General features: G+C 65.0%; 22 protein-coding genes. 13 read left to right on the top strand and 9 right to left on the bottom strand.

All coding sequences use genetic code 11. The annotated features are described in order from the left end of the window. Positions 1 to 180 precede the first annotated feature (180 nt). Positions 181 to 1,872, bottom strand: coding sequence for a long-chain fatty acid--CoA ligase (locus AC1D3B_RS17995; protein ID WP_478192018.1), 1,692 nt, complete (start codon positions 1,870 to 1,872; stop codon positions 181 to 183). A 187-nt stretch (positions 1,873 to 2,059) separates the two neighbouring features. On the opposite strand from AC1D3B_RS17995, the gene AC1D3B_RS17990 reads away from it, so the two are divergent. The 9 genes from AC1D3B_RS17990 to AC1D3B_RS17950 all read left to right on the top strand — a co-directional run bounded on the left by AC1D3B_RS17990 (position 2,060) and on the right by AC1D3B_RS17950 (position 8,730). Continuing rightward, positions 2,060 to 2,500, top strand: coding sequence for an OsmC family protein (locus AC1D3B_RS17990; protein WP_478192017.1), 441 nt, complete (start codon positions 2,060 to 2,062; stop codon positions 2,498 to 2,500). A gap of 259 nt (positions 2,501 to 2,759) precedes the next feature. Continuing rightward, positions 2,760 to 3,020 carry a hypothetical protein gene (locus tag AC1D3B_RS17985; protein ID WP_478192016.1) on the top strand — a complete coding sequence of 87 codons (261 nt, stop codon included), beginning with the start codon at positions 2,760 to 2,762 and terminating at the stop codon, positions 3,018 to 3,020. Positions 3,021 to 3,073: 53 nt separating this feature from the next. Continuing rightward, positions 3,074 to 4,039, top strand: a complete 966-nt coding sequence (locus AC1D3B_RS17980; protein ID WP_478192015.1) for a Bug family tripartite tricarboxylate transporter substrate binding protein — start codon at positions 3,074 to 3,076, stop codon at positions 4,037 to 4,039. Between the two features lie 63 nt (positions 4,040 to 4,102). After that, positions 4,103 to 4,894, top strand: coding sequence for a transporter substrate-binding domain-containing protein (locus AC1D3B_RS17975; protein ID WP_478192014.1), 792 nt, complete (start codon positions 4,103 to 4,105; stop codon positions 4,892 to 4,894). 10 nt (positions 4,895 to 4,904) lie between these two features. Next, positions 4,905 to 5,567 (top strand): amino acid ABC transporter permease, encoded by a 663-nt coding sequence (locus AC1D3B_RS17970; RefSeq protein ID WP_478192013.1) that lies wholly within the window; start codon positions 4,905 to 4,907, stop codon positions 5,565 to 5,567. 7 nt (positions 5,568 to 5,574) lie between these two features. Then, complete coding sequence (locus tag AC1D3B_RS17965; protein ID WP_478192012.1) at positions 5,575 to 6,228, top strand: amino acid ABC transporter permease; 654 nt, start codon at positions 5,575 to 5,577, stop codon at positions 6,226 to 6,228. Next, positions 6,212 to 7,000: an amino acid ABC transporter ATP-binding protein gene (locus AC1D3B_RS17960; protein WP_478192011.1), complete on the top strand. Its 789-nt coding sequence runs from the start codon at positions 6,212 to 6,214 to the stop codon at positions 6,998 to 7,000. The genes AC1D3B_RS17965 and AC1D3B_RS17960 overlap by 17 nt, the downstream gene beginning before the upstream one ends. A gap of 48 nt (positions 7,001 to 7,048) precedes the next feature. After that, complete coding sequence (locus tag AC1D3B_RS17955; protein ID WP_478192010.1) at positions 7,049 to 7,636, top strand: YceB family lipoprotein; 588 nt, start codon at positions 7,049 to 7,051, stop codon at positions 7,634 to 7,636. Between the two features lie 107 nt (positions 7,637 to 7,743). Continuing rightward, entirely contained in the window at positions 7,744 to 8,730 is a 987-nt protein-coding gene (locus AC1D3B_RS17950) for a glycerophosphodiester phosphodiesterase (RefSeq protein WP_478192009.1), read from the top strand. 14 nt (positions 8,731 to 8,744) lie between these two features. Here the strand turns inward: AC1D3B_RS17950 and AC1D3B_RS17945 are convergent, their stop codons facing one another. After that, positions 8,745 to 9,203: a Cd(II)/Pb(II)-responsive transcriptional regulator gene (locus AC1D3B_RS17945; RefSeq protein WP_478192008.1), complete on the bottom strand. Its 459-nt coding sequence runs from the start codon at positions 9,201 to 9,203 to the stop codon at positions 8,745 to 8,747. A gap of 99 nt (positions 9,204 to 9,302) precedes the next feature. On the opposite strand from AC1D3B_RS17945, the gene AC1D3B_RS17940 reads away from it, so the two are divergent. Then, entirely contained in the window at positions 9,303 to 10,319 is a 1,017-nt protein-coding gene (locus AC1D3B_RS17940) for a P1 family peptidase (RefSeq protein WP_478192007.1), read from the top strand. Here AC1D3B_RS17940 and AC1D3B_RS17935 read toward each other — a convergent pair. Beyond that, a complete protein-coding gene (locus AC1D3B_RS17935; RefSeq protein WP_478192006.1) occupies positions 10,316 to 10,771 on the bottom strand; it encodes a hypothetical protein in 456 nt (151 codons plus the stop codon). The two genes, AC1D3B_RS17940 and AC1D3B_RS17935, sit on opposite strands and share 4 nt — an antisense overlap. 21 nt (positions 10,772 to 10,792) lie before the next feature. On the opposite strand from AC1D3B_RS17935, the gene AC1D3B_RS17930 reads away from it, so the two are divergent. Next, on the top strand, positions 10,793 to 12,160 hold the full coding sequence (locus tag AC1D3B_RS17930) for a TAXI family TRAP transporter solute-binding subunit (RefSeq protein WP_478192005.1): 1,368 nt from the start codon (positions 10,793 to 10,795) through the stop codon (positions 12,158 to 12,160). Between the two features lie 104 nt (positions 12,161 to 12,264). On the opposite strand, the gene AC1D3B_RS17925 is transcribed toward AC1D3B_RS17930, so the two are convergent. Both AC1D3B_RS17925 and ettA read right to left on the bottom strand, forming a co-directional pair. Further along, positions 12,265 to 13,572 (bottom strand): PQQ-dependent sugar dehydrogenase, encoded by a 1,308-nt coding sequence (locus AC1D3B_RS17925; RefSeq protein WP_478192004.1) that lies wholly within the window; start codon positions 13,570 to 13,572, stop codon positions 12,265 to 12,267. Between the two features lie 90 nt (positions 13,573 to 13,662). Continuing rightward, positions 13,663 to 15,324, bottom strand: coding sequence for an energy-dependent translational throttle protein EttA (gene ettA, locus AC1D3B_RS17920; protein WP_286522890.1), 1,662 nt, complete (start codon positions 15,322 to 15,324; stop codon positions 13,663 to 13,665). A gap of 282 nt (positions 15,325 to 15,606) precedes the next feature. Here ettA and AC1D3B_RS17915 point away from each other — a divergent pair, with 282 nt between their 5' ends. Both AC1D3B_RS17915 and AC1D3B_RS17910 read left to right on the top strand, forming a co-directional pair. Then, the gene (locus tag AC1D3B_RS17915) at positions 15,607 to 17,442 is read left to right on the top strand and encodes a DEAD/DEAH box helicase (RefSeq protein ID WP_478192003.1); all 1,836 of its coding nucleotides are present in this window, start codon (positions 15,607 to 15,609) and stop codon (positions 17,440 to 17,442) included. 241 nt (positions 17,443 to 17,683) lie between these two features. Further along, positions 17,684 to 19,444, top strand: a complete 1,761-nt coding sequence (locus tag AC1D3B_RS17910; protein ID WP_478192002.1) for a ShlB/FhaC/HecB family hemolysin secretion/activation protein — start codon at positions 17,684 to 17,686, stop codon at positions 19,442 to 19,444. A 15-nt stretch (positions 19,445 to 19,459) separates the two neighbouring features. On the opposite strand, the gene AC1D3B_RS17905 is transcribed toward AC1D3B_RS17910, so the two are convergent. The 4 genes from AC1D3B_RS17905 to AC1D3B_RS17890 all read right to left on the bottom strand — a co-directional run bounded on the left by AC1D3B_RS17905 (position 19,460) and on the right by AC1D3B_RS17890 (position 23,892). After that, the gene (locus AC1D3B_RS17905) at positions 19,460 to 20,530 is read right to left on the bottom strand and encodes an ABC transporter ATP-binding protein (RefSeq protein WP_478192001.1); all 1,071 of its coding nucleotides are present in this window, start codon (positions 20,528 to 20,530) and stop codon (positions 19,460 to 19,462) included. Between the two features lie 15 nt (positions 20,531 to 20,545). Next, on the bottom strand, positions 20,546 to 21,397 hold the full coding sequence (locus AC1D3B_RS17900; RefSeq protein WP_478192000.1) for a carbohydrate ABC transporter permease: 852 nt from the start codon (positions 21,395 to 21,397) through the stop codon (positions 20,546 to 20,548). Between the two features lie 82 nt (positions 21,398 to 21,479). Then, positions 21,480 to 22,355 carry a carbohydrate ABC transporter permease gene (locus AC1D3B_RS17895; RefSeq protein WP_478191999.1) on the bottom strand — a complete coding sequence of 292 codons (876 nt, stop codon included), beginning with the start codon at positions 22,353 to 22,355 and terminating at the stop codon, positions 21,480 to 21,482. Positions 22,356 to 22,515: 160 nt separating this feature from the next. After that, complete coding sequence (locus AC1D3B_RS17890; protein WP_478191998.1) at positions 22,516 to 23,892, bottom strand: ABC transporter substrate-binding protein; 1,377 nt, start codon at positions 23,890 to 23,892, stop codon at positions 22,516 to 22,518. Positions 23,893 to 23,957 lie beyond the last annotated feature (65 nt).

The raw sequence follows: 23,957 nt of genomic DNA, 5'->3' as shown, positions 1-23,957 counted from the left end.
ACCAGTTCTACACTGACCCGAAGGACGATGCGGATCAGTTCAGACTGATTCTTCCAATCGACAAGATGCTCTCGTTGTCCTTCTTCGACGTCAACGTATATGCCCAATTCAACGTCACTCCTCGACCCATAGTCAGAAAGGTCGAGAAGCGACAAGGTTGAGAGCAGGCGAGATGACCGACTACGTCTTGGTTTCAGCCTCCTGCAGCAACCGCCACATCACCTTCCCGCTCCCACTCTTCGGCAACGCATCCACAAACTGCACCGCGCGCGGGATCTTGTAGACCGCCATGTTCTCGCGGCACCAGTCGATGATCTGCTGTTCGGTCGTGTCCTTGTGGGTCGCGCGCAGCACAACCACCGCCTTGACCGACTCGCCACGGTAGGCGTCCTTCATCGCGATCACGCAGGCTTCCTGGATGGCGGGGTGGCGGAACATCAGCAGTTCGACCTCCGCTGGCCAGACCTTGAAGCCGCTCGCGTTGATCATCCGCTTCAGGCGGTCGGTCATGAAGAAATAGCCGTCCTCGTCCATGCGACCCATGTCGCCCGAGCGGAAGAAGCGCTTGCCCTCGAACTCGATGAAGGCGGCGGCCGTCGCATCGGGCCGCTTCCAGTAGCCCTGGAACACTTCGGGGCCATGGATGATGATCTCGCCCGATTCGCCGATGGGCATTTCCTGCAGCGTGTCGGGGTCGACCACGCGTGCATCCGTGCTCATGTAGGGGATGCCGAGGCACTGCTGCTTGGGGTTCTCGAACGGATTCGCATGCGAAGGCGCCGCCGTTTCGGTGAGGCCGTAGCCTTCCTGGTACTTCAGTCCGAACTGCTCCAGCAGGCGCTGCGCGACGGCCTGCGGCATCGCCGCGCCGCCACCGCCGATGTAGACAAGGCTGCTCAGGTCGTAGTTCGCGAAGTTGGGGCTGGCCATCAGGTCGATGACCATGGTCGGGATATTGGTCCAACTCGTGACCTTGCGGCGCGAGATCAGGCGGCCGGCGACGTCACGGTCCCAGCGCGGCATGATGACCAGCGTGCCCGCCATGTTGATGGTGGTGTGCATCATGCTCACCACGCCCGTGATGTGGAACATCGGCACCACAGCCAGCACCACCGCCTCCGACGACCCGAGGCCCCAGAGCTGGCCCGCGAAAGCGTTGTGCATCAGGCTCGAATGGTTGTGGATGCAGCCCTTGGGCAGGCCAGTGGTGCCGCTGGTGTAGGGCAGCAAGGCTATGTCATTGGCGCCGACGACATGTTCGGGCGCGGCATGGCCGGCACTCATCGCGTCAGTCCACGCCATGACGGCGCCGCCTTCTAGCGCGGGCAGCGGATGGCGCGTCAGCAGCCAGTCGCGCCAGGCTGCGGCAGGCGCTTCGTCGCCGGTCACGTCGGCATCGAAGGTGTCGGTGAACTGCGTGACGATCATGTGCGCAAGCCGGTTCTTGGGCTCCAGCGCGTTGCTGGCCTTGGCGAGTTCGGCGGCCAGGTCGCCGGTGGTGATCGCGACCTTCGCATCCGGGTCGGTGATGTAGTGCTTCAGCTCCTCGGCGCGGTTCATCGGATTGACCGGCACGACGACAGCATTGGCCCGCAGGATCGCGAAATGCGCGATCACGAGTTGCGGGCAGTTCTGCATGTCGAGCACCACGCGGTCGCCGCGCTTCACGCCCAGCGCATGCAGTGTGCCGGCGAGACGCTCGGCCTGCGCGGCGAATTCGCGGTAGGTGATTTCGCTGCCGAAGAAGACGAGCGCCGCCTTGTCGGGATAACGTGCAGCGGCGGTTGCGAGGTTGTGCCACAGGGAGGTGGCGGGCACGGTGATCGAACGGGGCAGGCGCTGCGGCCAGAATTTGTAATGCGGGCGATCCATACAGTCTCCAAACAGCGTCAGAGCCTACGACGCCCGGCGGGGCCTCTGCATCGGGGAAGCCCCGAAGACGTCACATGGGCGACTCGGCCCAGACGCATTCTCAGCTTGCACCAAAGGCCGACAGACGCCGGCCGCGATATGCCGTACAACGGCAGGTTCCGTTCAACCCACCCACCAAGGAGATCTCATGGCTGCAGACAAGCACGCAAGCGTTCACTGGGAAGGCGCCGGCAAGACCGGCAAGGGACAGATCAGCACGGAAACCGGTGCACTGAAGGACTATCCCTACGGATTCGCGAGCCGCTTCGAGGACGACAAGCGCGGCACCAATCCGGAAGAGATCCTTGGCGCAGCCCATGCCGGCTGCCTGACGATGGCCTTCGCCTTTGCGCTCGAAGGCGCAGGCCTGACCGCGACCTCGATTGACACCAAGGCCGCGGTGCGTCTTGCCAAGGACGGCCCGGGCTTCAAGATCGATCGCATCCAGCTCGAACTCGAAGCCACCGTTCCGGGTCTGGACGAAGCCAAGTTCCAGGAACTTGCTGCCGGTGCGAAGGCGGGTTGCCCGCTGTCGAAGGCGCTGGCGAGCGTTCCGGAGATCACGCTGAAGGCGACGCTCAAGGGCTGAGCCCATCGCTATACTTTCCCGCGTCACGTCGAAAAAGGGCGTGATCGGGTTTAGCAGCCCGAACAAGAAGAGACCAGAAGCCGCGTTGAACCGAGAGTTCTGCGGCTTCGTCGTTCGTGCCTCATTTTTTTGGCGGCTCGAGTGGGGAGCCGCGAGGCTCGCCGGTTTTCTCTGATTGTCCGGTCTGCTAACCCGTTCGAGCCGCCGCCCCCGTTTAGCAGCGGGTGCGACGGTTGTAACCACAATCAGAGAGGTATCAATGACACACCCTACTTGCGCGCCCGCGCGCCCCCCAGACCCCGCCCTCACCGTGCAAATCGCCAAAGCCACCCGCGCATTGAGGGAAGCTGGCTTTGCCAATATCTGCTTGCGCCGACTCGCGGCTCTCGCACAGAAGCACCGCAGCGACGAGCACTTCGTCACCTTGACCGAATTGCGCGCACTGGCCGCAGTCGTCAACGCCGAATTCAAGCGCCGCCTGCGGGCGTATCAGGCGAGCATCGACTCCCAGTCGACCTGATCTGTCGGCAAGGGGCGCTGTTTATGATCCCTCGCTCAACGAGGAGACAAGACATGAACATCGCCCGCAAAGGCATCGTGGCGGCCCTGTGGATGGCGGCTTCGGCCCTCGCCATGGCCGCCTTTCCCGACAAGCCGATCAAGATCGTGATCGGCTTTCCGGCCGGCGGGCCGCTCGACCAGCATGCGCGGCTGCTTACCGACAAGCTGCAGGCCGTGCTCGGCCAACCGGTTATCGTCGACTACAAGCCTGGCGCAGGCGGTTCGGTCGGCGCCGAGGCGGTCGCCAAGAGCGCGCCGGACGGCTACACGCTGATGCTCGCCAACACCGGCGTCGCGGTAATCAACGGCGCGCTCTACAACAAGCTGCCCTACAACACGCTGAAGGACTTCACGCCGATCGCACGCACGGCCATGCAGCCGCTCGCGCTGCTGGTGACGCCGAAGCTGCCGGTCACCGACCTCAGGCAGTTCATTGACTACGCCCGCGCCCGGCCGGGCCAGATCAACTACGGCTCGGCGGGCAATGGGGGCATCAGCCATCTCGTGCCGGAGATGTTCAAGAACGCGACCGGCATCTTCATGGTCCACATTCCCTATCGCGGCAGTGCGCCGGCCTTCACCGACCTGATGGGCGGGCAGGTGCAGTTCATGGCCGAGTCGATCCCGCAGGCGGCCAACTACCACAAGCAAGGCAAGGTCCGGGCGCTGGCGGTGACGAGCGCGGCGCGCAGTGCGGCCCTGCCCGATGTGCCGACGGTGATCGAGGCCGGCGTCAAGGGTTTCGAGGTGGTCGGCTTCTATGGTTTCCTGGCCCCCGCCGGTACACCGAAGGATGTGGTCGCCAAATTGAGCGACGCCTTCAGGCAGGTTCTGGCCAGCCCCGAGGTGCGCGACCGGATGGTGAACCAGGGGGCGGATCCGGCCTTCCTCGGCGCCGAGGATTTCTCGAAGTTCCTCGTGGCCGAGACCCCGCGCTGGGAAAAGGCAGTGAAAGCTTCCGGCGCCAGGATGGATTGATCCGGCACAGCTCTTGCGTACGGTCGGCGGATGCATTCCACCGACCTACCCAGGAGCCAAGCCATGAAGATTTCCAAGCGCCAGTTCGCGTCGATCATCGCCGCAGCCGCGCTGTTCACCGTCGGTGCCGCGCACGCCCAGAACGCGCTCGACAACATCCTCAAGGCCAAGACGATCAAGATTGCCGTGCCGACCGACTACCCGCCCTATGGATCGGTCGACAAGAACATGTCGCCGCAGGGCCTCGACGTCGAGATGGCGCAGCTCATCGGCGGCAAGCTGGGCGTCAAGGTCGAACTGGTACCGGTGACCAGCGCCAACCGCATCCCCTACCTGCAGACGCGCAAGGCGGACCTCGTAATCTCCACCCTCGGCAAGAACGCCGAGCGCGAGAAGGTGATCGATTTCTCGGCCGCCTATGCCCCCTTCTTCCAGGCGGTGTACGCGTCAAAGAACCTTCCCATCAAGAGCTTCGCGGACATGGGCGGCAAGAGCGTCGCCGTCACGCGCGGCGCGATGGAAGACCAGGAGCTTGCCAAGGTCGCACCTTCCACCGTCGACTTCAAGCGCTTCGAAGACAACAACGCCACCATCGCCGCCTTCGTCGCGGGCCAGACGCAAACCATCGCCACCAGCGCGGCCGTCGCCGGCGACATGATGCAGAAGAACCCGCAGCTCGGCGCCGAATACAAGTTGCTGCTGAAGGACAGCCCCTGCTTCATCGGCATCGCCAAGGGCGAGGATGCGCTGAAGGCCAAGGTCAACGACATCATCGCCGGCGCCAAGAAGGACGGCACGCTCGACACGATGGCGAAGAAGTGGCTCGGCCGGCCGGCCGGCGACCTGCCGGTCTGATCCGCTCCCCATGGGCATCGAATTCGACTTCGGCGCCGTCCTCGGCCAATGGCCCCTTCTGTTGAAGGGCGTGCTCTGGACGCTGGGCCTCACCGCCATCGCGACCGCGATCGGCATGGTGGTCGGCGTGGCCTGCGCATGGGCTCGCGCGAGCGGGCCGGTGTGGCTGCGCTGGGTGGTGGGCAGCTACGTGGAGCTGATCCGCAACACGCCCTTCATCGTCCAGCTCTTCTTCATCTTCTTCGGGCTGCCGGCGGCGGGCTTCAAGTTGTCGCCGGAAGTGGCTTCGGTCATCGCGATGGTGATGAACCTCGGCGCCTATGCGACTGAAATCATCCGCGCCGGCATCGAGGCCACGCCGCGTGGGCAGATCGAGGCCGCCGTGAGCCTGGCGCTCAACAAGGTGCAGGTGTTCACGCGCGTGATCCTTCCGCCGGCGATGAAGAAGGTGTGGCCCGCGATGGTGAGCCAGATCATCATCGTGATGCTGGGCTCGGCCGTGTGCAGCCAGATCTCGACCGAGGAACTGAGCTATGCCGCGAACCTGATCCAGAGTCGCAACTTCCGCGCGTTCGAGGCCTTCATCATCGCGACGGTCATCTACCTTGCGCTGTCGGTGGGTGCGCGCCGGCTGCTCAACTGGGCAGGCCCCAAGTACTTCTTCGGACGTTGAGGCGCGCATGACCGACTTTTCCCTCTGGGACATCCTGCGCAACCTGCTGCTGGCCTTGCGGTGGACCGTCGTGCTGTCGCTGATCGCCTTCGTCGGCGGCGGTGTTGTGGGCGGCCTGCTGCTCTTCCTGCGCCTGTCGGGCGGCCGCGTCGCGGACCGGCTGATCGGGCTCTATGTGCAGGTCTTCCAGGGCACGCCGCTGCTGATGCAGCTCTTCCTGGCCTACTTCGGCATCGCGCTCTTCGGTATCGACGTCTCGGCATGGACCGCCGCCTCGGTGGCGCTCACGCTCTACACGAGCGCCTTCCTCACCGAGATCTGGCGCGGCTGCGTGGCCTCGATCCCCAAGGGCCAATGGGAGGCTTCCGGCAGCCTTGCGCTCAGCTTCGGCGAGCAGATGCGCCATGTGATCCTTCCGCAGGCCCTTCGCATTGCCGTGGCGCCCACGGTGGGCTTTCTCGTGCAAGTCATCAAGGGAACGGCCCTGGCCTCGGTCATCGGCTTCGTCGAACTCACCAAGGCGGGCAGCATGATCTCGAACGCGACCTTCAAGCCCTTCGTCGTGTTCAGCTGCGTCGCCCTGCTCTATTTCGTGCTGTGCTTTCCCGTGAGCCTGTACGCCAAGAACCTCGAGAGGAAGATCCATGGCGCTGGTCGCTGAAGCCCCCGTCCCGGTCCCCGCCGCCAAATCATCAGCGGCGCCGATCGTGCGCATCACGGCGTTGCGCAAGTCCTATGGCAGCAACGAGGTGCTCAAGGGCATCGACCTCGAAGTCAAGCGCGGCGAGGTGATCGCGATCATCGGCAAGAGCGGCTCGGGCAAGAGCACGCTGCTGCGCTGTATCAACGGACTCGAAGTCTTCCAGGAAGGCTCGCTCACAGTGGACGGCAAACCGCTGCTTCACGAAAGCGCGATGGCGATGCGCGAGTTGCGCCAGCACGTGGGCATGATCTTCCAGAGCTTCAACCTGTTTCCGCACCTCACGGTCGGGCGCAATGTGATGCTGGCGCCGACACTGGTGAAGAAGCGCAGCAGCATGGAGGCCGCATCGCAGGCGCGCAAGCTGCTCACGCGTGTGGGCCTGGCCGAGAAGTTCGACGCCATGCCCGACCAGCTTTCCGGGGGCCAGCAGCAGCGCGTGGCGATCGCCCGCGCACTGGCGATGGAACCCGCGGTGCTGCTGTGCGACGAGATCACTTCCGCGCTCGACCCTGAACTGGTGGGCGAGGTGCTGCGCGTGGTGGAGTCGCTCGCCGACGAAGGCATGACGCTGCTGATGGTCACGCACGAGATGAGCTTCGCGCGCAAGGTCAGCGACCGCGTGATATTCATGCACCAGGGGCGCGTACACGAGATGGGGCCGCCGGCCGAGCTTTTCGGCAATCCTCAGACGGCGGAACTGAAACAGTTCCTTTCTTCCTTGCACGATTGAGCGGTCCCCGGGCGGGGAACCCTCGGGCTGTGGCAAGCTCGGAGCGGTATGCAAAGCCGCTCTCCTCGTTCTCCTTCTTGTTCCCGTCGATGGCTGCTGCGCGCGCTGCTGTGCGCCGGCGCGATGCCGGCGCCGTTCACGGCACTGGCGGGATTCAACTTCTTCACCAGCGAATACACCGCCAGCCGCGAAGAGCTGCAGGCGCAGCTCTCCAAACGCTTCCCCGTGCAGAAGCGCTATGCGGACATCTTCACCATCGGGCTGCGCGATCCGCAACTGGGACTTGACGCGCGCAGCAACCGTGCGGCGATCACGGCCACGCTCTCCATAGCGAGTCCCTTGCTGCAGCCGCAGTCGGTGGAAGGCATCGTCTCGGTCAGCAGCGCGCTCAAGTACGACGCGCCTGCGCGTGCGCTGCGGCTCGATCGTCCGCAGGCGGAACGCCTGGAACTGCAGGGCGTCACGGGTCGCGATGCGGAGCGCCTGCAACAGATCGGCGCAGTCGTGGCGCAAGAGCTCCTGCGCGACCAAGCTTTGCGGACGTTCACTGCGGAAGAATTGACGGTCGGGCGCAAGACCTACGAGATCGGCGCGATCACGGTCCAGGACAGCGGTATCACCGTGGAACTCAAATGAAACTGGCTCACCCCCAGGCTTGCCCACTTCGTGTGGCCGCCCACCCCCTTGCAGGGGGCAATGCCGGCGGCCCGGCGAAGCCGGTTCCGCGGCATTTCTGGAATGGCATGCGCCTCAGCTTCTTGCCCTGGATGCTTGCTGGAACGATGCTCGCGGGTTGCACGACCTCTCCCAGCCGCGACGCCAAGCCGACCATCGACCTTCAAGCGCATCGCGGCGGCCGGGCGCTCGCGCCGGAGAACACGCTGAATGCCTTCTCCAAGGCCATCGGCCTCGGCGTCACGACGCTGGAACTCGACATCGGTCTCACGGCCGACGACGTGGTGGTCATCTCGCATGACACGGTGCTGAACCCCGATCACACGCGCGACCCAAAGGGCGTCTTTCTGGCGGCGAAGGGTCCGGCGATACGTGCGCTGCCTCTCTCGCAGTTGCAGGGCTACGACGTCGGCCGGATCAATCCCGCGACCAGCTACAGCAAGGCCTTCCCGAAGCAGTTGCCCAACGATGGCGAGCGCATCCCGACGCTGGCTGCGCTGTTCGAGCGGACGCGTGAATTGGGTGCGGACCAGGTGCGCTTCAACATCGAGACCAAGCTGGAGCCTTCGCGCCCCGATGAAACAGCCTCGCCCGAGCAGATGGTCCGCGCGCTGCTAACGGAGATCGACAAGGCCGGGATGGCGCAGCGCGTGACGGTCCAGAGCTTCGACTGGCGCTCCCTCTCGCTCGTCGGCCAATCGGCGCCCACGATGCCCCGCGCCTATCTCACGAGCGCTCGCACATTGAAGGACAGCCGCTGGACCCTGGGCCTTCGCGTCGAGGATTTCGGCTCGGCACCGCGGCTCGTAAAGGCCGCGGCGGGCGACAGCAAGGGGCCGGTGATCTGGTCGCCCGCCTTCAACGATCTCACGCCCGCGCAGGTGAAGGAAGCACAGGGGCTGGGCCTCAGCGTGCTGCCATGGACCGTGAACGATCGTGCCGACATGGCACGCCTGATGGACTGGGGCGTGGATGGCCTCATCACGGACGATCCGGCGATCCTGCGCGACGTGATGTCCGAGCGCGGTGTACCGCTGCCCGCGCGCGGCCGCTGAGCCGCCCGGCCATCTCAGACGTGGCGCGCGGTTCGCGTGGGCCGCGTATCCGCGAGCGGCTGTCGGTCGGCCCGCGCGTGCAGCGTCTCGATGATGTGGCACTGCGTGTCCGTGCCGTCGCAGCAGTCTCGCAGCGCGATAAGGTCCTTTTCGAGCGAGCGCAGTTCGCGCAGGCGCTCGCGCACATGGCCCAGATGCGAATCCAGCGCGACGCAGGCCGCGTCGCAGTCGGCCTTGCTGCGCAGGTCGAGCGCCAGCAGCGTGCGCACCTCGTCGAGAGACATGTCCATCGCCCGGCACAGGCGGATGAAGCGCAGCCGGTGCACGTCGGCGTCGCTGTAGATGCGGTAGCTGTTGTCGCTGCGCGCTTGCGGCGCGATGAGGCCTTCCTTCTCGTAGTAGCGGATGTTGGCGGCGCTCACGCCGCTGCGGGCGGCGGCGTCGCCGATGCGATAGCCCTGTTCATTGGCCATGGGTGAATCTTCAAGTGACTTCAAGGTCTGGCATGGTGGCATCGCGGCGCTCGAAGCGCAACGGATCATCAACTGGCCCACGCCCGCCATAATCATTCGATGCCAGATCAGCCCCCTTTCTCCCCTGCGCCCGCAGGTGCCATCACCGACGTCGCCGGCATCGAGGTCGGCCACTACAGCGACCCTCGCCGGCCCACCGGGTGCACCGTGATCCTCGCGCGCGAAGGCGCGGTCGCGGGCGTGGACGTGCGCGGCGCCGCACCCGGAACGCGCGAGACCGACCTGCTCGCACCGGGCAACTTCGTCCAGCAGGTGCACGCGGTGATGCTCTCCGGCGGCAGCGCCTGGGGCCTGGCGGCTGCCGATGGCGCGATGCGCTGGCTGGAGGAGCGCGGCGTCGGCCTCGATGCGCGGTACGGCACCATCCCCATCGTTCCGGCCGCCGTGCTGTTCGACCTGCCTGTCGGCGACGCGCGTATCCGGCCGGACGCTGCTGCAGGCTACGCTGCCTGTGAAGCCGCCTCGTCCGCTCCGCCGGCCGAGGGCAACGTGGGGGCCGGCAGCGGCGCGCTGGTGGGCAAGTTGTTCGGCATCCACCGGGCGATGAAGGGCGGGATCGGCACGGCGTCGGTCACGGTCAACGGCGTGACGGTCGGCGCGCTGATCGCCTGCAACGCGCTGGGCGACGTGATCGACCCCGACACCGCGCAGGTCGTGGCCGGTGCCCGCACCGAAGACGGCAAGGCGCTGCTCGACACCCGCCGCGCCCTGCTCCGCGGGCAACTGCCCAAACCGTTATTGGCAGGAACCAATACGACGCTGGGCGTCGTCGCCACCGACGCCGTGCTCACGAAGGTGCAGGCCAACCGCCTGGCTACCGTGGCGCACGATGGACTCGCGCGTGCCATCAATCCTGTTCACACGATGAGCGACGGCGACACGCTCTTCGCGTTGGCTACAGGTCGCGTGCCCCTCGAAGGCGACGCGCCGGGCATGACGGTCCTGAGCACGATGGCAGCCGAAGTCGTGGCAATCGCCACGTTGCGCGCGGTGCGCGCCGCGAAGTCGGTCCGCATCGGCGAGAGCTACTTTCCCTGCGCGGCGGACCTCGGCTAGCCTCTTCCGTCGGGCATAGCCCTTTGGTCGCAACGGGCAGCCACGATCGCGGAGACGCCGACGACGGCAATCAGCAGCAAGGTACCGAAACCGGAGTACAGCAGCAGCATCAGCGGCGAGATGATCGAATAAAGATGGCGGCCGGCGATGAGCAACAGCACCGCCAGGGCCAGCAGTGCCATGGAGAGCTTTCCCAGGAAGGCCAGTCGGGTCTTGAAGTTCGTCATGATCGGCGCAAGAGTGGCAAAGGTCAGGCAAGGAATGGCCGGGGCCGCGTTTCCGCTATTGGGCGCGCCACGAAGACCTTCATCAATAACCGGGCGGATGTATTGACGTTTGCACGAAGCCTTGCTAGGGCAACGGTGCGTGCGCGCTTCGCAAGCGCTTTGTAACGAGGGCCGCCTCAAAGCCACTGAAAATGCCGCTGCCTCGACAGCCTCGAACAACATCAAGCGCCCGTTTCACTTCACCGCATGCCTCAAGCCATACGCCTTTTCCTTCTTTCGATCCGTGACTTGATCGCTTCCGCAGGTCCGGTCATCTTTCTCGTCATCGGGCTGCTGGTCGCGGCCTACTGGTGGCTCCAGCCCCAGCCACCCAAGCAAGTGACGCTCGCGACCGGCCCAGCCGGAAGCGCCAACGCGGAATTCGGCAAGCGCTATGCCGCAGCACTCAAGACCAGCGGCATCGAGGTCGTGCTCAAGCCGACCGACGGCTCGCTCGACAACCTGCAACTGCTGCGCAGCGATGGCGCAGACGTGGCCTTCGTGCGCGGCGGCAGCGCCGACCCGGTGAAGGACGAAGAGACCGGCCTCACCTCGCTCGGCAGCCTGTTCTTCGAGCCTCTCTGGTTTTTCTACCGCACCGAGGCGGCCCGCAAGGTCGACCGCAAGACCGCGACGCTGACCTCGCTCACGCAGCTGAAGGACCTCCGAATCAACGTCGACAAGCCCGGCAGCGGCGTGCCCGACATCATGGAACGGATGTTCCGCGCCAATCACATGGATCCGGCGACCTTGAACCTGTCGAACCTCGAACAGACGCCGGCGACCGAGGCGCTGCAGGCCGGCCTGCTCGACGTGATCGTGCTGGCCTCGGCGCCGCAGTCGCCGCTTGTGCAGCGCCTGCTGCGTGCCCCGGACATCCAGCTCATGGATTTCGCGCAGAGCGACGCGTACTCCCGGCGCTTCGCCTTCCTGCAGCCCGTGACCTTGCCGCGCGGCGTGGTCGACCTGGCGGCCGATCTGCCGTCGCACGACGTGTCGCTGCTGGCAGCGACGACCTCGCTGCTGGCGCGTGAGCAGACCCATCCGGCCCTGCGGCAACTGTTCGCGCAAAACGCCCAGACGCTGCATGGCGGCGCGGGGTGGTTCAACCGGGCACGCGACTTTCCGAATACCCGCACGAGCGAACTGCCGGTGAGCCCCGAGGGCGACCGCGCGATCAACGGCACGCCGCCCTTCTGGCAGCGCTACCTGCCTTTCTGGGCCAGCAACCTGGTCGAACGCATGTGGCTGGTGCTGGGTGGTCTGCTGGTGTTGATGCTGCCGCTGAGCCGCGTGGTGCCGCCGCTATACCAGTTCCGCGTGCGCCGCCGCGTGTTCCGCTGGTATGCCCGGCTGCGCGATGTCGAGGCACGGCTCGAATCGGGCAAGGGCTCGCACGATGCGCTCGTCAAGGAGTTGGACGATCTCGACCGGGTCGTCAACAAAGTGGCGGTGCCGCTGTCCTACGCGGACGAGTTGTACGCGTTGCGCAACAACATCTACGCGGTCCGCAAGCGTGTGATGGCGAATTCGCCGCGCGACGAAGCGGCCATCGCTGCCGCCCATTCGGCCTGAACGACACCCAGGAATACCGCGGAACCGGCTCCGCCGGGCCGCCGGTATTGCCCCCGGCAGGGGGTGGGCGAAGCGACACGAAGTGCGCGAAGCCTGGGGGCGAGCTATCTCTCCAGGCGCAGCAGTTTGCCGTTGCTGCTATCCGTGAGCAGATACAGCCAGCCGTCCGGCCCCTGGCGGACGTCGCGGATGCGGTCGCCGCGATCGGCAAGAAGCCGTTCGGCCGCTGTCACGGAGTTGCCGTCGAGGGTGAGGCGCCAGAGCGCCGTGCCGGCGAGTGCGCCGATGAAAAGATTGCCCTTCCAGGCCGGGAGCGCATCGCCGGTATAGAAGGCCATCCCGCTCGGCGCAATCGATGACTTGGCCGTTCCCGGCGTCCATGCCGAACCATCGATCTTCTGCCAATAGATGAGCGGCTGTTCCATGCCAGCCTTGGCAGTGCCCTCGCCGACCTGGGTGAGCGTCCCGTATTCCTGCCCGTAGCTGATGACAGGCCAGCCATAGTTTCGGCCGGGCAGCGTCAGGTTGACTTCGTCGCCACCTTGCGGGCCGTGCTCGCTGGTCCAGAGATCTCCCGTCGTCGGATGCAGTGCGGCTCCTTGCGGATTGCGATGCCCGTAGCTCCAGATGTGCGGCTGCGCGCCCGGCGTGGACGCGAACGGATTGCCGGGTGCCGGCGCGCCGTCGGTGGTGATGCGCACGACCTTGCCATTGCCGCGCGTGAGGTCCTGCGCAAAGGCGCGTTGCGTGTCGAGCAGGCGTTCGCCCATCGTGACGAAAAGATAACCGTTGCGATCGAATGCCAGGCGCGAGCCGAAATGCGCAGCGCTGTCCACCTTCGGCGACTGCCGGTAGATGACGACCACGTTGCCAAGGCTGCGGTTGGACGTATCGAGTTCGGCCCGCGCGACGGCGGTGCCGTTGAGGTTGGGATTCGATCCGTCACGCTCGGCGTAGGTGAAGTAGATGCGCCGGTTGCTGGCGAACGCGGGATCGACCGCCACATCGAGCAGGCCGCCCTGCCCGACCACGGCAACCGCCGGAACGCCACTGACCTGGTCAGCGCCACCATTGACGGGCGTACCGTCGGCGTTGCGCAATCTCAACTGCCCGCCGCGCTGCGTGATGAGCATGCGCTTGTCGGGCAGGAAGGCGAGGCCCCAGGGCGTGTCGAGGCCTGTCGCGACCTCGGTGACCTTGAAACTCATCGGCGCCGTAGGACCCGCGGGAGCGGCGGGAGGCGGCGTGGACGGAGTGTTGGTCGGTTGTGCGGGCGGTACCGCCGGCGAAGGGACGATCGCCGTGGCGCCCACGCCAAAGGCTGCGACCGAAATGTTGGCGCCGCCGCCGCCACCTCCACAGCCTGCAAGAAGCCCCAGCGCCGCCGCGAAGCATCGAATTGCCGCTTTCATGCCCGCCCCTTCTCGCACTTGCCGCGCCGAACTGGAATGAGCCGGAGTTTGCCCCTCGGCAGCGCCTTGCGGCGCCCGGATTAGCCCTTGTTACTTCAGCGCCTTGAAGCGCATCCGGTGTGGCTTTGCGCCTTCTTCGCCCAGGCGCTTCTTCTTGTCGGCTTCGTACTCCTGGTAGTTGCCGTTGAAGAAGGTCCACTGGCTGTCGCCTTCGGCCGCGAGGATGTGCGTCGCGATACGGTCGAGGAACCAGCGGTCATGGCTGATGACCAGCACGGAGCCCGCGAATTCGAGCAGCGCGTCTTCGAGCGCGCGCAGCGTCTCGACGTCCAGGTCGTTCGACGGTTCGTCCAGCATCAGGACGTTGCCGCCCGCGATCAGGGTCTTGGCCAGGTGCAGGCGACCACGTTCACCGCCGGACAGCGTGCCGACCTTCTTCTGCTGGTCCGCGCCGTTGAAGTTGAAGCGCCCGGCATAGGCCCGGCTCGCCATCTGGAACTTGCCGACGTTGATGATGTCGAGGCCGTTCGAGATGTCTTCCCAGACGGTCTTTTCGTTGCCGAGCGCATCGCGGTTCTGGTCGACGAAGGCCATCTTGACCGTCTGGCCGATCACCACTTCGCCCGAATCCGGCGTTTCCTTGCCTGCGATGAGCTTGAACAACGTCGACTTGCCGGCGCCGTTCGGGCCGATGATGCCGACGATCGCGCCCGCGGGGATCTCGAAGCTCAGGTTGTCGATCAGGACGCGGTCACCGAAGGACTTGGTGACGTTCTTGAACTCGATGACCTGGTTGCCCAGGCGCTCCGCCACCGGAATGAAGATTTCCTGCGTTTCGTTGCGCTTCTGGTATTCGAAATCGCTCAGTTCCTCGAAGCGGGCCAGACGCGACTTGCTCTTGGCCTGGCGCGCCTTGGGGTTCTGGCGCGACCATTCGAGTTCCTTCTTCAGGGCCTTGGCGTGGGCTTCCTCGCTCTTCTGCTCTTGCGCGAGACGTTCGCCCTTCTGCTCCAGCCACGTGCTGTAGTTGCCCTTCCATGGGATGCCGCGGCCGCGGTCCAGTTCGAGGATCCACTCGGCGGCGTTGTCCAGGAAGTAGCGATCGTGGGTGATGGCCACCACGGTGCCCGGAAAGCGCTGCAGGAACACTTCGAGCCACTCGACGGATTCGGCGTCCAGGTGATTGGTCGGTTCGTCGAGCAGCAGCATGTCGGGCTTGCTCAGCAGCAGGCGGCACAGCGCGACGCGGCGCTTTTCACCGCCGGAGAGCACGCCGATGTTGGCGTCCCATGGCGGCAGGCGCAGTGCGTCCGCGGCAATTTCGAGCTGGTGCTCGGAGTCGGTGCCGGCGGTGGCGATGATGGCTTCGAGCTCGGCCTGCTCGGCGGCCAGCGCGTCAAAGTCGGCGTCTTCGGCGCCGTAGGCCACGTACACCTCCTCGAGGCGCGCTTTGGCGGCGTAGACGGCGCCCATCGCTTCCTCGACCGATTCGCGCACGGTGTGCGCCGCATTCAGCTTGGGCTCCTGCTCCAGGTAGCCGATCGTGAGACCGGGCATGGGCAACGCCTCGCCTTCGATCTCCTTGTCGATGCCGGCCATGATCTTCAGCAGCGAGGACTTGCCCGAGCCGTTCAGGCCAAGTACGCCGATCTTGGCGCCGGGGAAGAAGGAAAGCGAAATGTCCTTCAAGATCTGCCGCTTGGGCGGCACGGTCTTGCTGACCTTGTTCATGGTGTAGACGTACTGGGCCATCAGATTGCTTGCATTCCAGAGGGTGAGAGGGATTGCGCGTTCGCCCGGAACGGGGCGCGCCGAACCAGCGATTATCGACTCATGCGACAATAGCGTCTGTTGCCGGGTCCAGTTGCCCGCAACGCCGGCTCTCTGCCGGGGACGAAGAAAGCCTTTCTCTCTCAAAGGACAGGCTTTCAGGCTCCCACTTCTGACCTTCATCCGCCCTTACTGGCTCGACGTCCGACTTGACGCCCGAGCGGGTGGATACCACTGCGCCGTGTAGGGCGCTTGTTGAACTCAATGAACTTTGATGAACTGAAGCTGGCCCCGGCCATCTTGAAAGCCGTGCATGAGCAGGGCTACGAAACCCCCACGCCGATCCAGGCGCAGGCGATTCCCGCCGTCCTCGACGGCCATGACCTTCTGGGCGGCGCCCAGACCGGCACCGGCAAGACCGCTGCCTTCACCCTCCCCCTGCTGCACAAGCTCACCATGAGCCGCAGCGCCACCAACAAGTTCGGCGGCACCGGCGTTCGCGCCCTCGTGCTGACCCCCACGCGTGAACTCGCGGCCCAAGTCGAGGAATCGGTCCGGACCTACGGCAAGTACCTGCAACTGAGTTCGACCGTGATCTTCGGCGGCGTCGGCATGAACCCGCAGATCAGCAAGCTCAAGAGCGGCGTCGATATCCTCGTGGCCACTCCCGGCCGCCTGCTCGACCTGCAACAGCAGGGCATGCTCGACCTTTCGACGGTGCAGATGCTCGTGCTCGACGAAGCCGACCGCATGCTCGACATGGGCTTCATCCACGACGTGAAGAAGATCCTGGCGCTGGTGCCCAAGGAAAAGCAGAGCCTGCTGTTCTCGGCCACCTTCAGCGACGAGATCCGTGACCTCGCCGCTACGCTGCTGAAGAACCCGCAGAGCATCCAGGTCACGCCGCGCAACACCACGGTGCAACGCATCACGCAGGTGATCCACCCGGTCGGCCGCGGCAAGAAGAAGGCGCTGCTCGCGCACATCATCAACGAGCACAACTGGAGCCAGGTGCTGGTGTTCACCCGCACCAAGTTCGGCGCCAACAGCGTCGCCGAATTCCTGACCAAGAACGGCATCCAGGCAATGGCCCTTCACGGAAACAAGAGCCAGAGCGCACGCACGCAGGCCCTCGCCGGCTTCAAGAGCGGCGACATCCGTGCGCTGGTCGCGACCGACATCGCCGCTCGCGGCATCGACATCGACGAACTGCCCCACGTCGTGAACTACGAGATCCCGAACGTCAGCGAAGACTATGTGCACCGCATCGGCCGCACCGGCCGCGCGGGCGCCAGCGGCGAGGCCGTGAGCCTGGTCTGCCTGGACGAAGAAGGCTTCATGCAGGAGATCGAACGCTTCACCAAGCAGCAGATCCCGGTCAAGACGATCGAAGGCTTCGGGCCCGAGGAAGGCGAACGCGCCGAGCCCATCGCCATGGGCCGCCAGACCATCTGGGGCGGCGCCGGACGTCCGCCGAGCCGAGACGTGATGCAAGCTGCCGCCAAGGCGGCCCGTCAAGAAATGATGCAGCGCATCCGCGAGAACAAGGCCGGCCAGGGCGAACGCGCTGGCGGCGGTGGCAATGGCGGGGGCCAGCGTCGCGGCGGCGGCAACGGTCAGGGCCAGGGTGCCCCGGCCGGTCGCAGCGCCAATGGCGGTGGCCAGGGTCAGGGTCAGCGTGGTCAGGGCGGCCGCGGCCAGGGTCCGGCACGCGGATCGCAAGGACCGGCGCGCGCGCCGCACCATGCACCGGTGCACCATCATCATCACGACCACTTGCCGCATGAAGAGCGCCAGCCGCGTCATCACGGCAACAGCCACAGTCCGACGCAAGCCGATGCGGTGGCGCACCTGCGCGCCGAAGCGCTGGCAGGCGGCGGCGCAGCAGGCCAGCCCGATCCGTTGCGCACGAGCGTCGACAGCCTTGGCGGCGGTCGCGGTCGTCGCGGCGGCGGTGGCGGTGGCGGATACGGCGGCAATCGTTCCGGCGGTGGTGGCGGCGGCGGCCGTTCGGGTGGCGGGCGCTCCGGCGGCGGCTACAGTGGCGGCGGTGGCGGCGGTGGCGGATACGGCGGCGGTGGCCGTTCGTTCGGTCGCTGAGAATTCGACCATCCTGCAGACAAAAGGGCGCTTCGGCGCCCTTTTTCATTGGTGCCCGCCTTTCGGTGGAAACCTCTGAATCCAAAGAAGACAGTTCCTGTAGACCCGACTGGCAGTGCTTTTCTAGACTCCTGGAGTCCCTTCGCAGCAATCCCGGCTGCAGCCGACGCCCTTCAGTTTCGCGGAGTCCGCCGACAACTGAACCGGGCCACTCCAGCGTCTCCGACAGTCCCAGGAAATCATGACTTCTCGTACCCATCGGCGGGCACGACCCGTGGTGGGTGCTCGCCTTGCTTCCAATCTCGCCGTCGCAGCGCTTGCGGCTGCGTCCTTCAGTTCCCACGCGCTGATCGCACCAACGCCCGGACCCATTGCCGAAGAACTGCGACAGCAGGATCGCGAACGCACGATGCACGAACAACAGCAGCGTCGCATCGTCGATGACCGCCTGGCGCCCGCGGTCACCGATGGGCAAGCCTTGCCGAAGGATGAGGCGCCGTGCTTTCGCATCGATCAACTCGCGCTCTCGGGCGAACTCGCTGACGACTTTCGTTGGGCACTGGAATCCGCCGGTCACTCCGGCGGCGTGGTCGATGACTGGCATGGCCGCTGCCTCGGCCCGGTCGGCGTGAACGTGCTCCTGGCACGCGTGCAGCAGGCAATCAGCGCCAAGGGCTACGTCACGACCCGCGTGCTCGTCGGGCCGAAGGATCCGACGACCGGAACCTTGGCTCTGGCGCTGGTGCCCAGCCGCATTGCCGCCATCCGCTTCAAGGACCTCAAGGATGGCGGGAAGCAAGCCGACGTCACGAGCCTGCGCGGTGCGATCCCTGCGCGGGTTGGCGACCTGCTCAACATGCGCGACATCGAGCACGCGCTGGAGAACCTCAAGCGCCTGCCCACTGTCGACGCCGACATCCAGATCGAAGCGCCCATGGCGCCCGATGCCCGGCCAGGTGACAGGGAACTGGTCGTCACCTACATACGCAAGCGCCCACTGCGCTGGAGCCTGAACCTGGACGACAGCGGCATCAAGACCGAGGGCAAGATCCAGGCAGGAGCCACTGTCGCGTGGGATGGCCCACTCGGCCTGAACGATCTTTTCCAAGCCAGCCTGAACCACGACGCCCTCGATCACAAGGGACAGGGCAGGAGAGGGCAGACCATGCATTACTCCGTCCCTTACGGCTACTGGCTGCTGAGCGCGACGGCCTCGCGGAGCGACTACTTCCAATCCGTCACAGGCCTCGCGGACAACTACACAGGCAACACGAACAACACCGAACTGCGCCTGTCACGTTCATTCCACCGCGGCGGTTCGCGCAAGAGCACCACGTCGATACGCGCCTTCCACCGCAGGTCGCGCAGCTCCGTTGAAGACGCCGGCATCGCCCCCCAGAACCGCGTAGCCGGCGGCTGGGAGACCAGCCTCAATCATCGCGAATTCATCGACAAGGCAACGCTGGACGGCACACTGGCCTACCGCCGAGGCACTGACGCCTTCACTTCGCTCGAAGCGCCGGAAGCGTCGTACGGCGAGGGCACCTCGCGCATGAAGCTGTTCACGGCCGAGGTCAGCCTGAAGGCACCTTTCAAGGTCGGCAGCGAGCGACTGCGCTACGGCTCGCTTTGGCGAGGGCAGTGGAATCGAACGCCCCTCGCGCTGGAAGACCAGTTCGCGATTGGCGGGCGCTACACGGTGCGCGGCTTCGATGGCGAGAACAGTCTCCTGGGCGAGCGCGGCTGGTTCATTCGCAACGACCTTGGCTGGGCCGCCGGCCAGAGCGGAGCGGAACTCTATGCGGGCGTGGACTACGGGCACGTCGGCGGTGCTGCCGCCAAGGATCAGGTAGGTGATGAACTGGCCGGTGGCGTGGTGGGTGTTCGTGGTGCCTACCGGGGCCTCAGCTATGACTTCTTCCTGGGAGCACCCATCAGCAAGCCAGAGGGCTTCCCCACCGCGAAGATCGCGGCGGGCTTCAACCTGAACTACGCCTTCTGACTTCTTCGAGTCCCCTCACCCGAGCCGCTTCCCACTCTGCCGGTCGAAGAGATGCACGCTCTCACTGGCAATCACCAGCCCGACCATCTGATCAGGCTGCGCATCCACCCGCCCGTGGATGGCGAGCGTGATCTTCGCATCCCCGACTTCGACCAGCAGTTCCGTCTCCGCACCCGTCGGCTCGACCACGATGACCTTGGCCGGCACGCCGTTGGCCGGATCCGATAGCGTCATGTCGCCCGGCCGGACACCGTAATGCACGGTCTTGCCCTCTTCCGCCGCCGTTCCGGCAGGCACCGGCCACATCGCGCCGTGCGCCTCAACGGTGCAGCGCCCATTGCTGCGCCGTACGGTCCCTTCGATCACGTTCATCGCCGGTGAGCCGATGAACTGCGCGACGAACAGGTTGTCCGGCCGGTCATAGAGTTCGAGTGGCGTGCCGATCTGCTCCACCGCGCCGTCATGCATCACCACGATGCGATCGGCCATGGTCATGGCCTCGATCTGGTCGTGAGTGACGTACACGGTGGTGGTCTTCAATCGCTGGTGCAGCGCCTTGATCTCCGCGCGCATCGCGACGCGCAGCTTCGCGTCGAGATTCGACAACGGCTCGTCGAAGAGAAACACCTTGGGATCGCGCACGATGGCGCGCCCCATCGCGACGCGCTGCCGCTGGCCGCCCGAGAGCTCTCGTGGGTAGCGTCCGAGCAACTTGTCGAGATTGAGGATCTTCGCCGCATCCGCCACGCGCTTCTCGGTCACGCCCTTGTCGGCGTTGCGCAGGCGCAGGCTGAAGCCCATGTTCTCGCCCACCGTCATGTGCGGATAGAGCGCATAGCTCTGGAACACCATCGCGATGTCACGGTCCTTCGATTCGAGTTCGTTGACCACGCGGCCGTCGATCATGATCTCGCCACCGGTGATGTCCTCCAGGCCCGCCAGCATCCGCAGCAAGGTGGACTTGCCGCAGCCCGACGGCCCGACCAGTACGACGAACTCGCCGTCCTCGATGTCGAAGCCGAGCCGCTCGATGATCTGTGTCTTGCCGTAGGACTTCTGGACGTTCTGAAAAGTGACTGATGCCATGTTGTTCTATCTCCCTTAGCTCTTTACAGCTCCGGCCGTGATACCGCCGACCATGTAGCGTTTGAAGGTGTAATAAATCGCCGCAGGAGGCAACGCGTAGATCAAGCCTGTTGCCATGAGCAGTTCCCATGGCGAATCGTCGGCCGCGAGGAAGTTGCCCAGCGCTACCGCGAGCGTCACGCTGCGGTCGTTCGACAGCAGCAGGAAGGCATAGAGATACTCGTTCCACGCCAGCAGCAACGCATAGGTACCGACCGCGACCAGCGACGGCACCATCAGCGGCAGATACACCAGCCTGAAGAGTTGCAACGGCGATGCGCCATCCATGCGCGCAGCCTCATCCAGCTCGTAGGGCAGCTTGTCCGAAGCCTGCTTGAGCACCCAGATGCAGTACGGCGAGGCGATGGTCACCATCGCGAGGATCAGCGACCACTGGCTGTTGAGCAGACCATAGTTGCCCATGGTCTTGTACATCGGCACCGCCAGGAAGGCTGCGGGGATGAAATAGGTGAAGAGCGCCATGTTCATCACCGTGCGTCCACCCTTCACCCGCAGACGGCTGATAGCGAAGGCGGAGGTGGTCGCGACGAACAACGTGATCGCACCGACCGCAACCGCGATCAGCACGGAGTTGCCAAGCTGCACCCAGAAGTGATCGAGATAGAAGTGCCTCTGATGAAAGACCGTGCTGAAGTTGTCCAGCGTCGGCGACTTCGGCCACAGGCGACCACTCGTCGCTTCGCCGCGCGGCGAGATCGCGAACAGCACCATGTGATAGACGGGGATGATCGTCCACAGGAACACGGGGATGCCGATCAGCAGGAGCTTGGCCTCGGTGCCGACGGACTTGAGGGTCCAGCGCTTCATTTCGCCCTCCGACGAGCCGCCTCTAGGAGGGCGAGCGCCCCCTCGGGGGGCAGCGAACACACGCAGTGAGGAGCGTGGGGGTTCATTTCGAGAGCCTCTTCATCATGAAATACACGAGGGGCAGGATGAGCGGCAATGCCACGACGATCGAAGCCATCGACAGATCGACCTGATCGAGTCGCAAGTACCGAATGCCCAGCGTGGCGAGTACGTGCGTCAAGTCAGCCGGACCACCGCCGGTCAACAGGTAGACACTGTTGAAATCACCGAGCGTCCAGATCATCGACAGGATCAGCGACGTCACGTAGAGCGTGCGCAGCGCCGGCCAGCTGATGAACTTGAACTTCTGCCACGAAGTTGCCCCGTCCACCGACGCGGCCTCGTACTGCTCCGTCGGTATCGAAAGCCGGCCCGCCACCAGGATCAGCGTCCAGAACGGCAGCGACTTCCAGATGTGCATCAGCATCGCGAAGCTCAGTGCGAGCGTCGGGTCGTTGAGCCAGTTCGGCCCGTCGAGCCCGGTCAGGTGAAAGATGGTGCTGTTGATCACGCCCCACTCGGGGTTGAGCATGAAGCGCACCGACAGGATGGTCGGGATCGACGGCACCGCCCACGGCAGGATGAAGATCCCCGCGAGGATCTTGATCCACCAGCGCGACTGCACGAAGAAGCCCGAGAGCACCAGCGCCACCAGCATCTTCACGTTGATGGCCACGACCAGGAAGATGATCGTGTTGATGACCGACCGGAAGAAGATCGGGTCGGCCACCAGGTGCTCGTAACTCTGCGGATGGCGTGCCAGCCAGAGGCCGTAGCACACCGGGTAGAGCACGAAGATCACGAACACCAGCAGATAGGGGATGACCATCAGTCTCCCCCAGAACTGCCAGCGCCCGAGCTTGATGGCAGGTGTCGCGGCGGTGCCGGCCGCGGTCACGGCGCTTGCGGTCGAACTCATGACTGCCTCTCCGGACTTTCGGTTTTCGTTGCCCCCCAGATCGTTCCGCCCGGAACGAAAGGCCAGAAACCCCGCGGAACCGGCTTCGCCGGGCCGCCGGGGTTGCCCCCTGGAAGGGGGTGCCCGAGCCACACGCAGTGGGCGAGGCTGGGGGTGATCATCACCGTGCAACCGTCTTGATGCGCTCGATCATCTCGTCGACCGCCTTGTCCACCGGCACCTTGTCGCTCACGACGCGGTTCATCGCCTTGGCCCACACGTTCTCGTTGTTGAGGATGGTGAACTTGTAGTTCTTCGTGAATTCAAAGGTCACCGTGCCCGCGGCGTACTGGTTGAAGACCGACTTGCGATGCGCATCGGCCTGCCAGAACGGGCTCGCCTGCCCTGCCTTGGTCACCGGGAACCAGCGGCCCAGCGAGCCTTCGACGTACGGCGTGAGGTTCTCTTCCTGCATCAGGAAGGAGACGAACTCCTTCGCGCGCTGCTTGTTCTTGCCGTCCTTGAACACCACGCCCGTCTTCACGGCCGTGCGGTAGACCATCTTGGTGCCGTCGGGCTTGGTCGGGAAGCCGGCCGTGCGGATGCGCTCGAAGTAGTTCTTCTTGGCTTCCTCGCGCTGCTCCGGCGTGAGCGTCGCGTTGTTCGAATCGTCGAGCCACTTGGCGGGCAGCGAGATCGTCGCGTTGTGCGTCATCACGGTCGTCTTGTTGTGGAAGGCGACGTTGTTGTCCGGGTCCTTCCAGCTCGTGGACGACGGCGGCGTGCAGCCCTTCTGGTAGGGCGCCACGTAGTCGGTCATGGCGCCGATCAGGCCTGCGCGAACGGCGGGATCGTCGACCAGCAGCTTGCCGCTGTCGCTGACCATCTTGACGTTGTACGCATCCGCGAAGGTCAGGAACGAATAGAACGAGTCGCTCGAATCCACGCCCATCGGCATGCCCGTGCCGAAGGTGCGCTTGCCACTCTTCTGGCGGCTGGCCGGCTGCACCTTCTCGCACCAGAACGACCAGTAGTCCTTCCAGGTGGTCGGGATGTCCGACTCCTTGAAGCCCGCCTCCGCCAGCATGTCGATCCAGTAGTTGATGTGCATCGTCTGCTGCTTGATCGGGAAGGCGTAGTAGGCCTTCGACTTCGTCTGGTCGTTGTAGAGGAAGGTGGTCTCGACCGTGTTGGGCGCGAAGCGCGACGCCATCGGCCCGATCACGCTGCTGATGTCCTCCAGCTTGCCGTCGTACGCCCATTTGCCGGTGACCTGGAAGTCGTAGACGTCAGCGTAGGCCACGTCGGGCGGGCTGCCCGAATCGAGCGCGGAGACGGTCTTGGGGATCATGTCCTGCACCGGGTACTGCGACAGTTCGACCTTCACACCCTTGTGCTTCTCCTCGAACTTCTTGATGGCGGCGAACAAGGCGTCGTCCTCCGCCTTGTAGAAGCCCTTGACCCACCAGACGGTGAGCTTCTCCTGTGCCGAAGCCTGGCCTGCGACGGCAAGGCCCAGGGCCATCAACGTCGGTATCACGAGTGCTTTGAGTTTCATGCTTCTGTCTCCTTGTTTTTTGCGACGGGGTCGCTCGGTCCACGAGCGGAGGGTTGGGAAACTGG

This window comes from Variovorax sp. P5_A3, from assembly GCF_056400665.1.
Note: the sequence above shows the minus strand (reverse complement) of the source record. Positions and strands in the feature narration are given on the sequence as shown.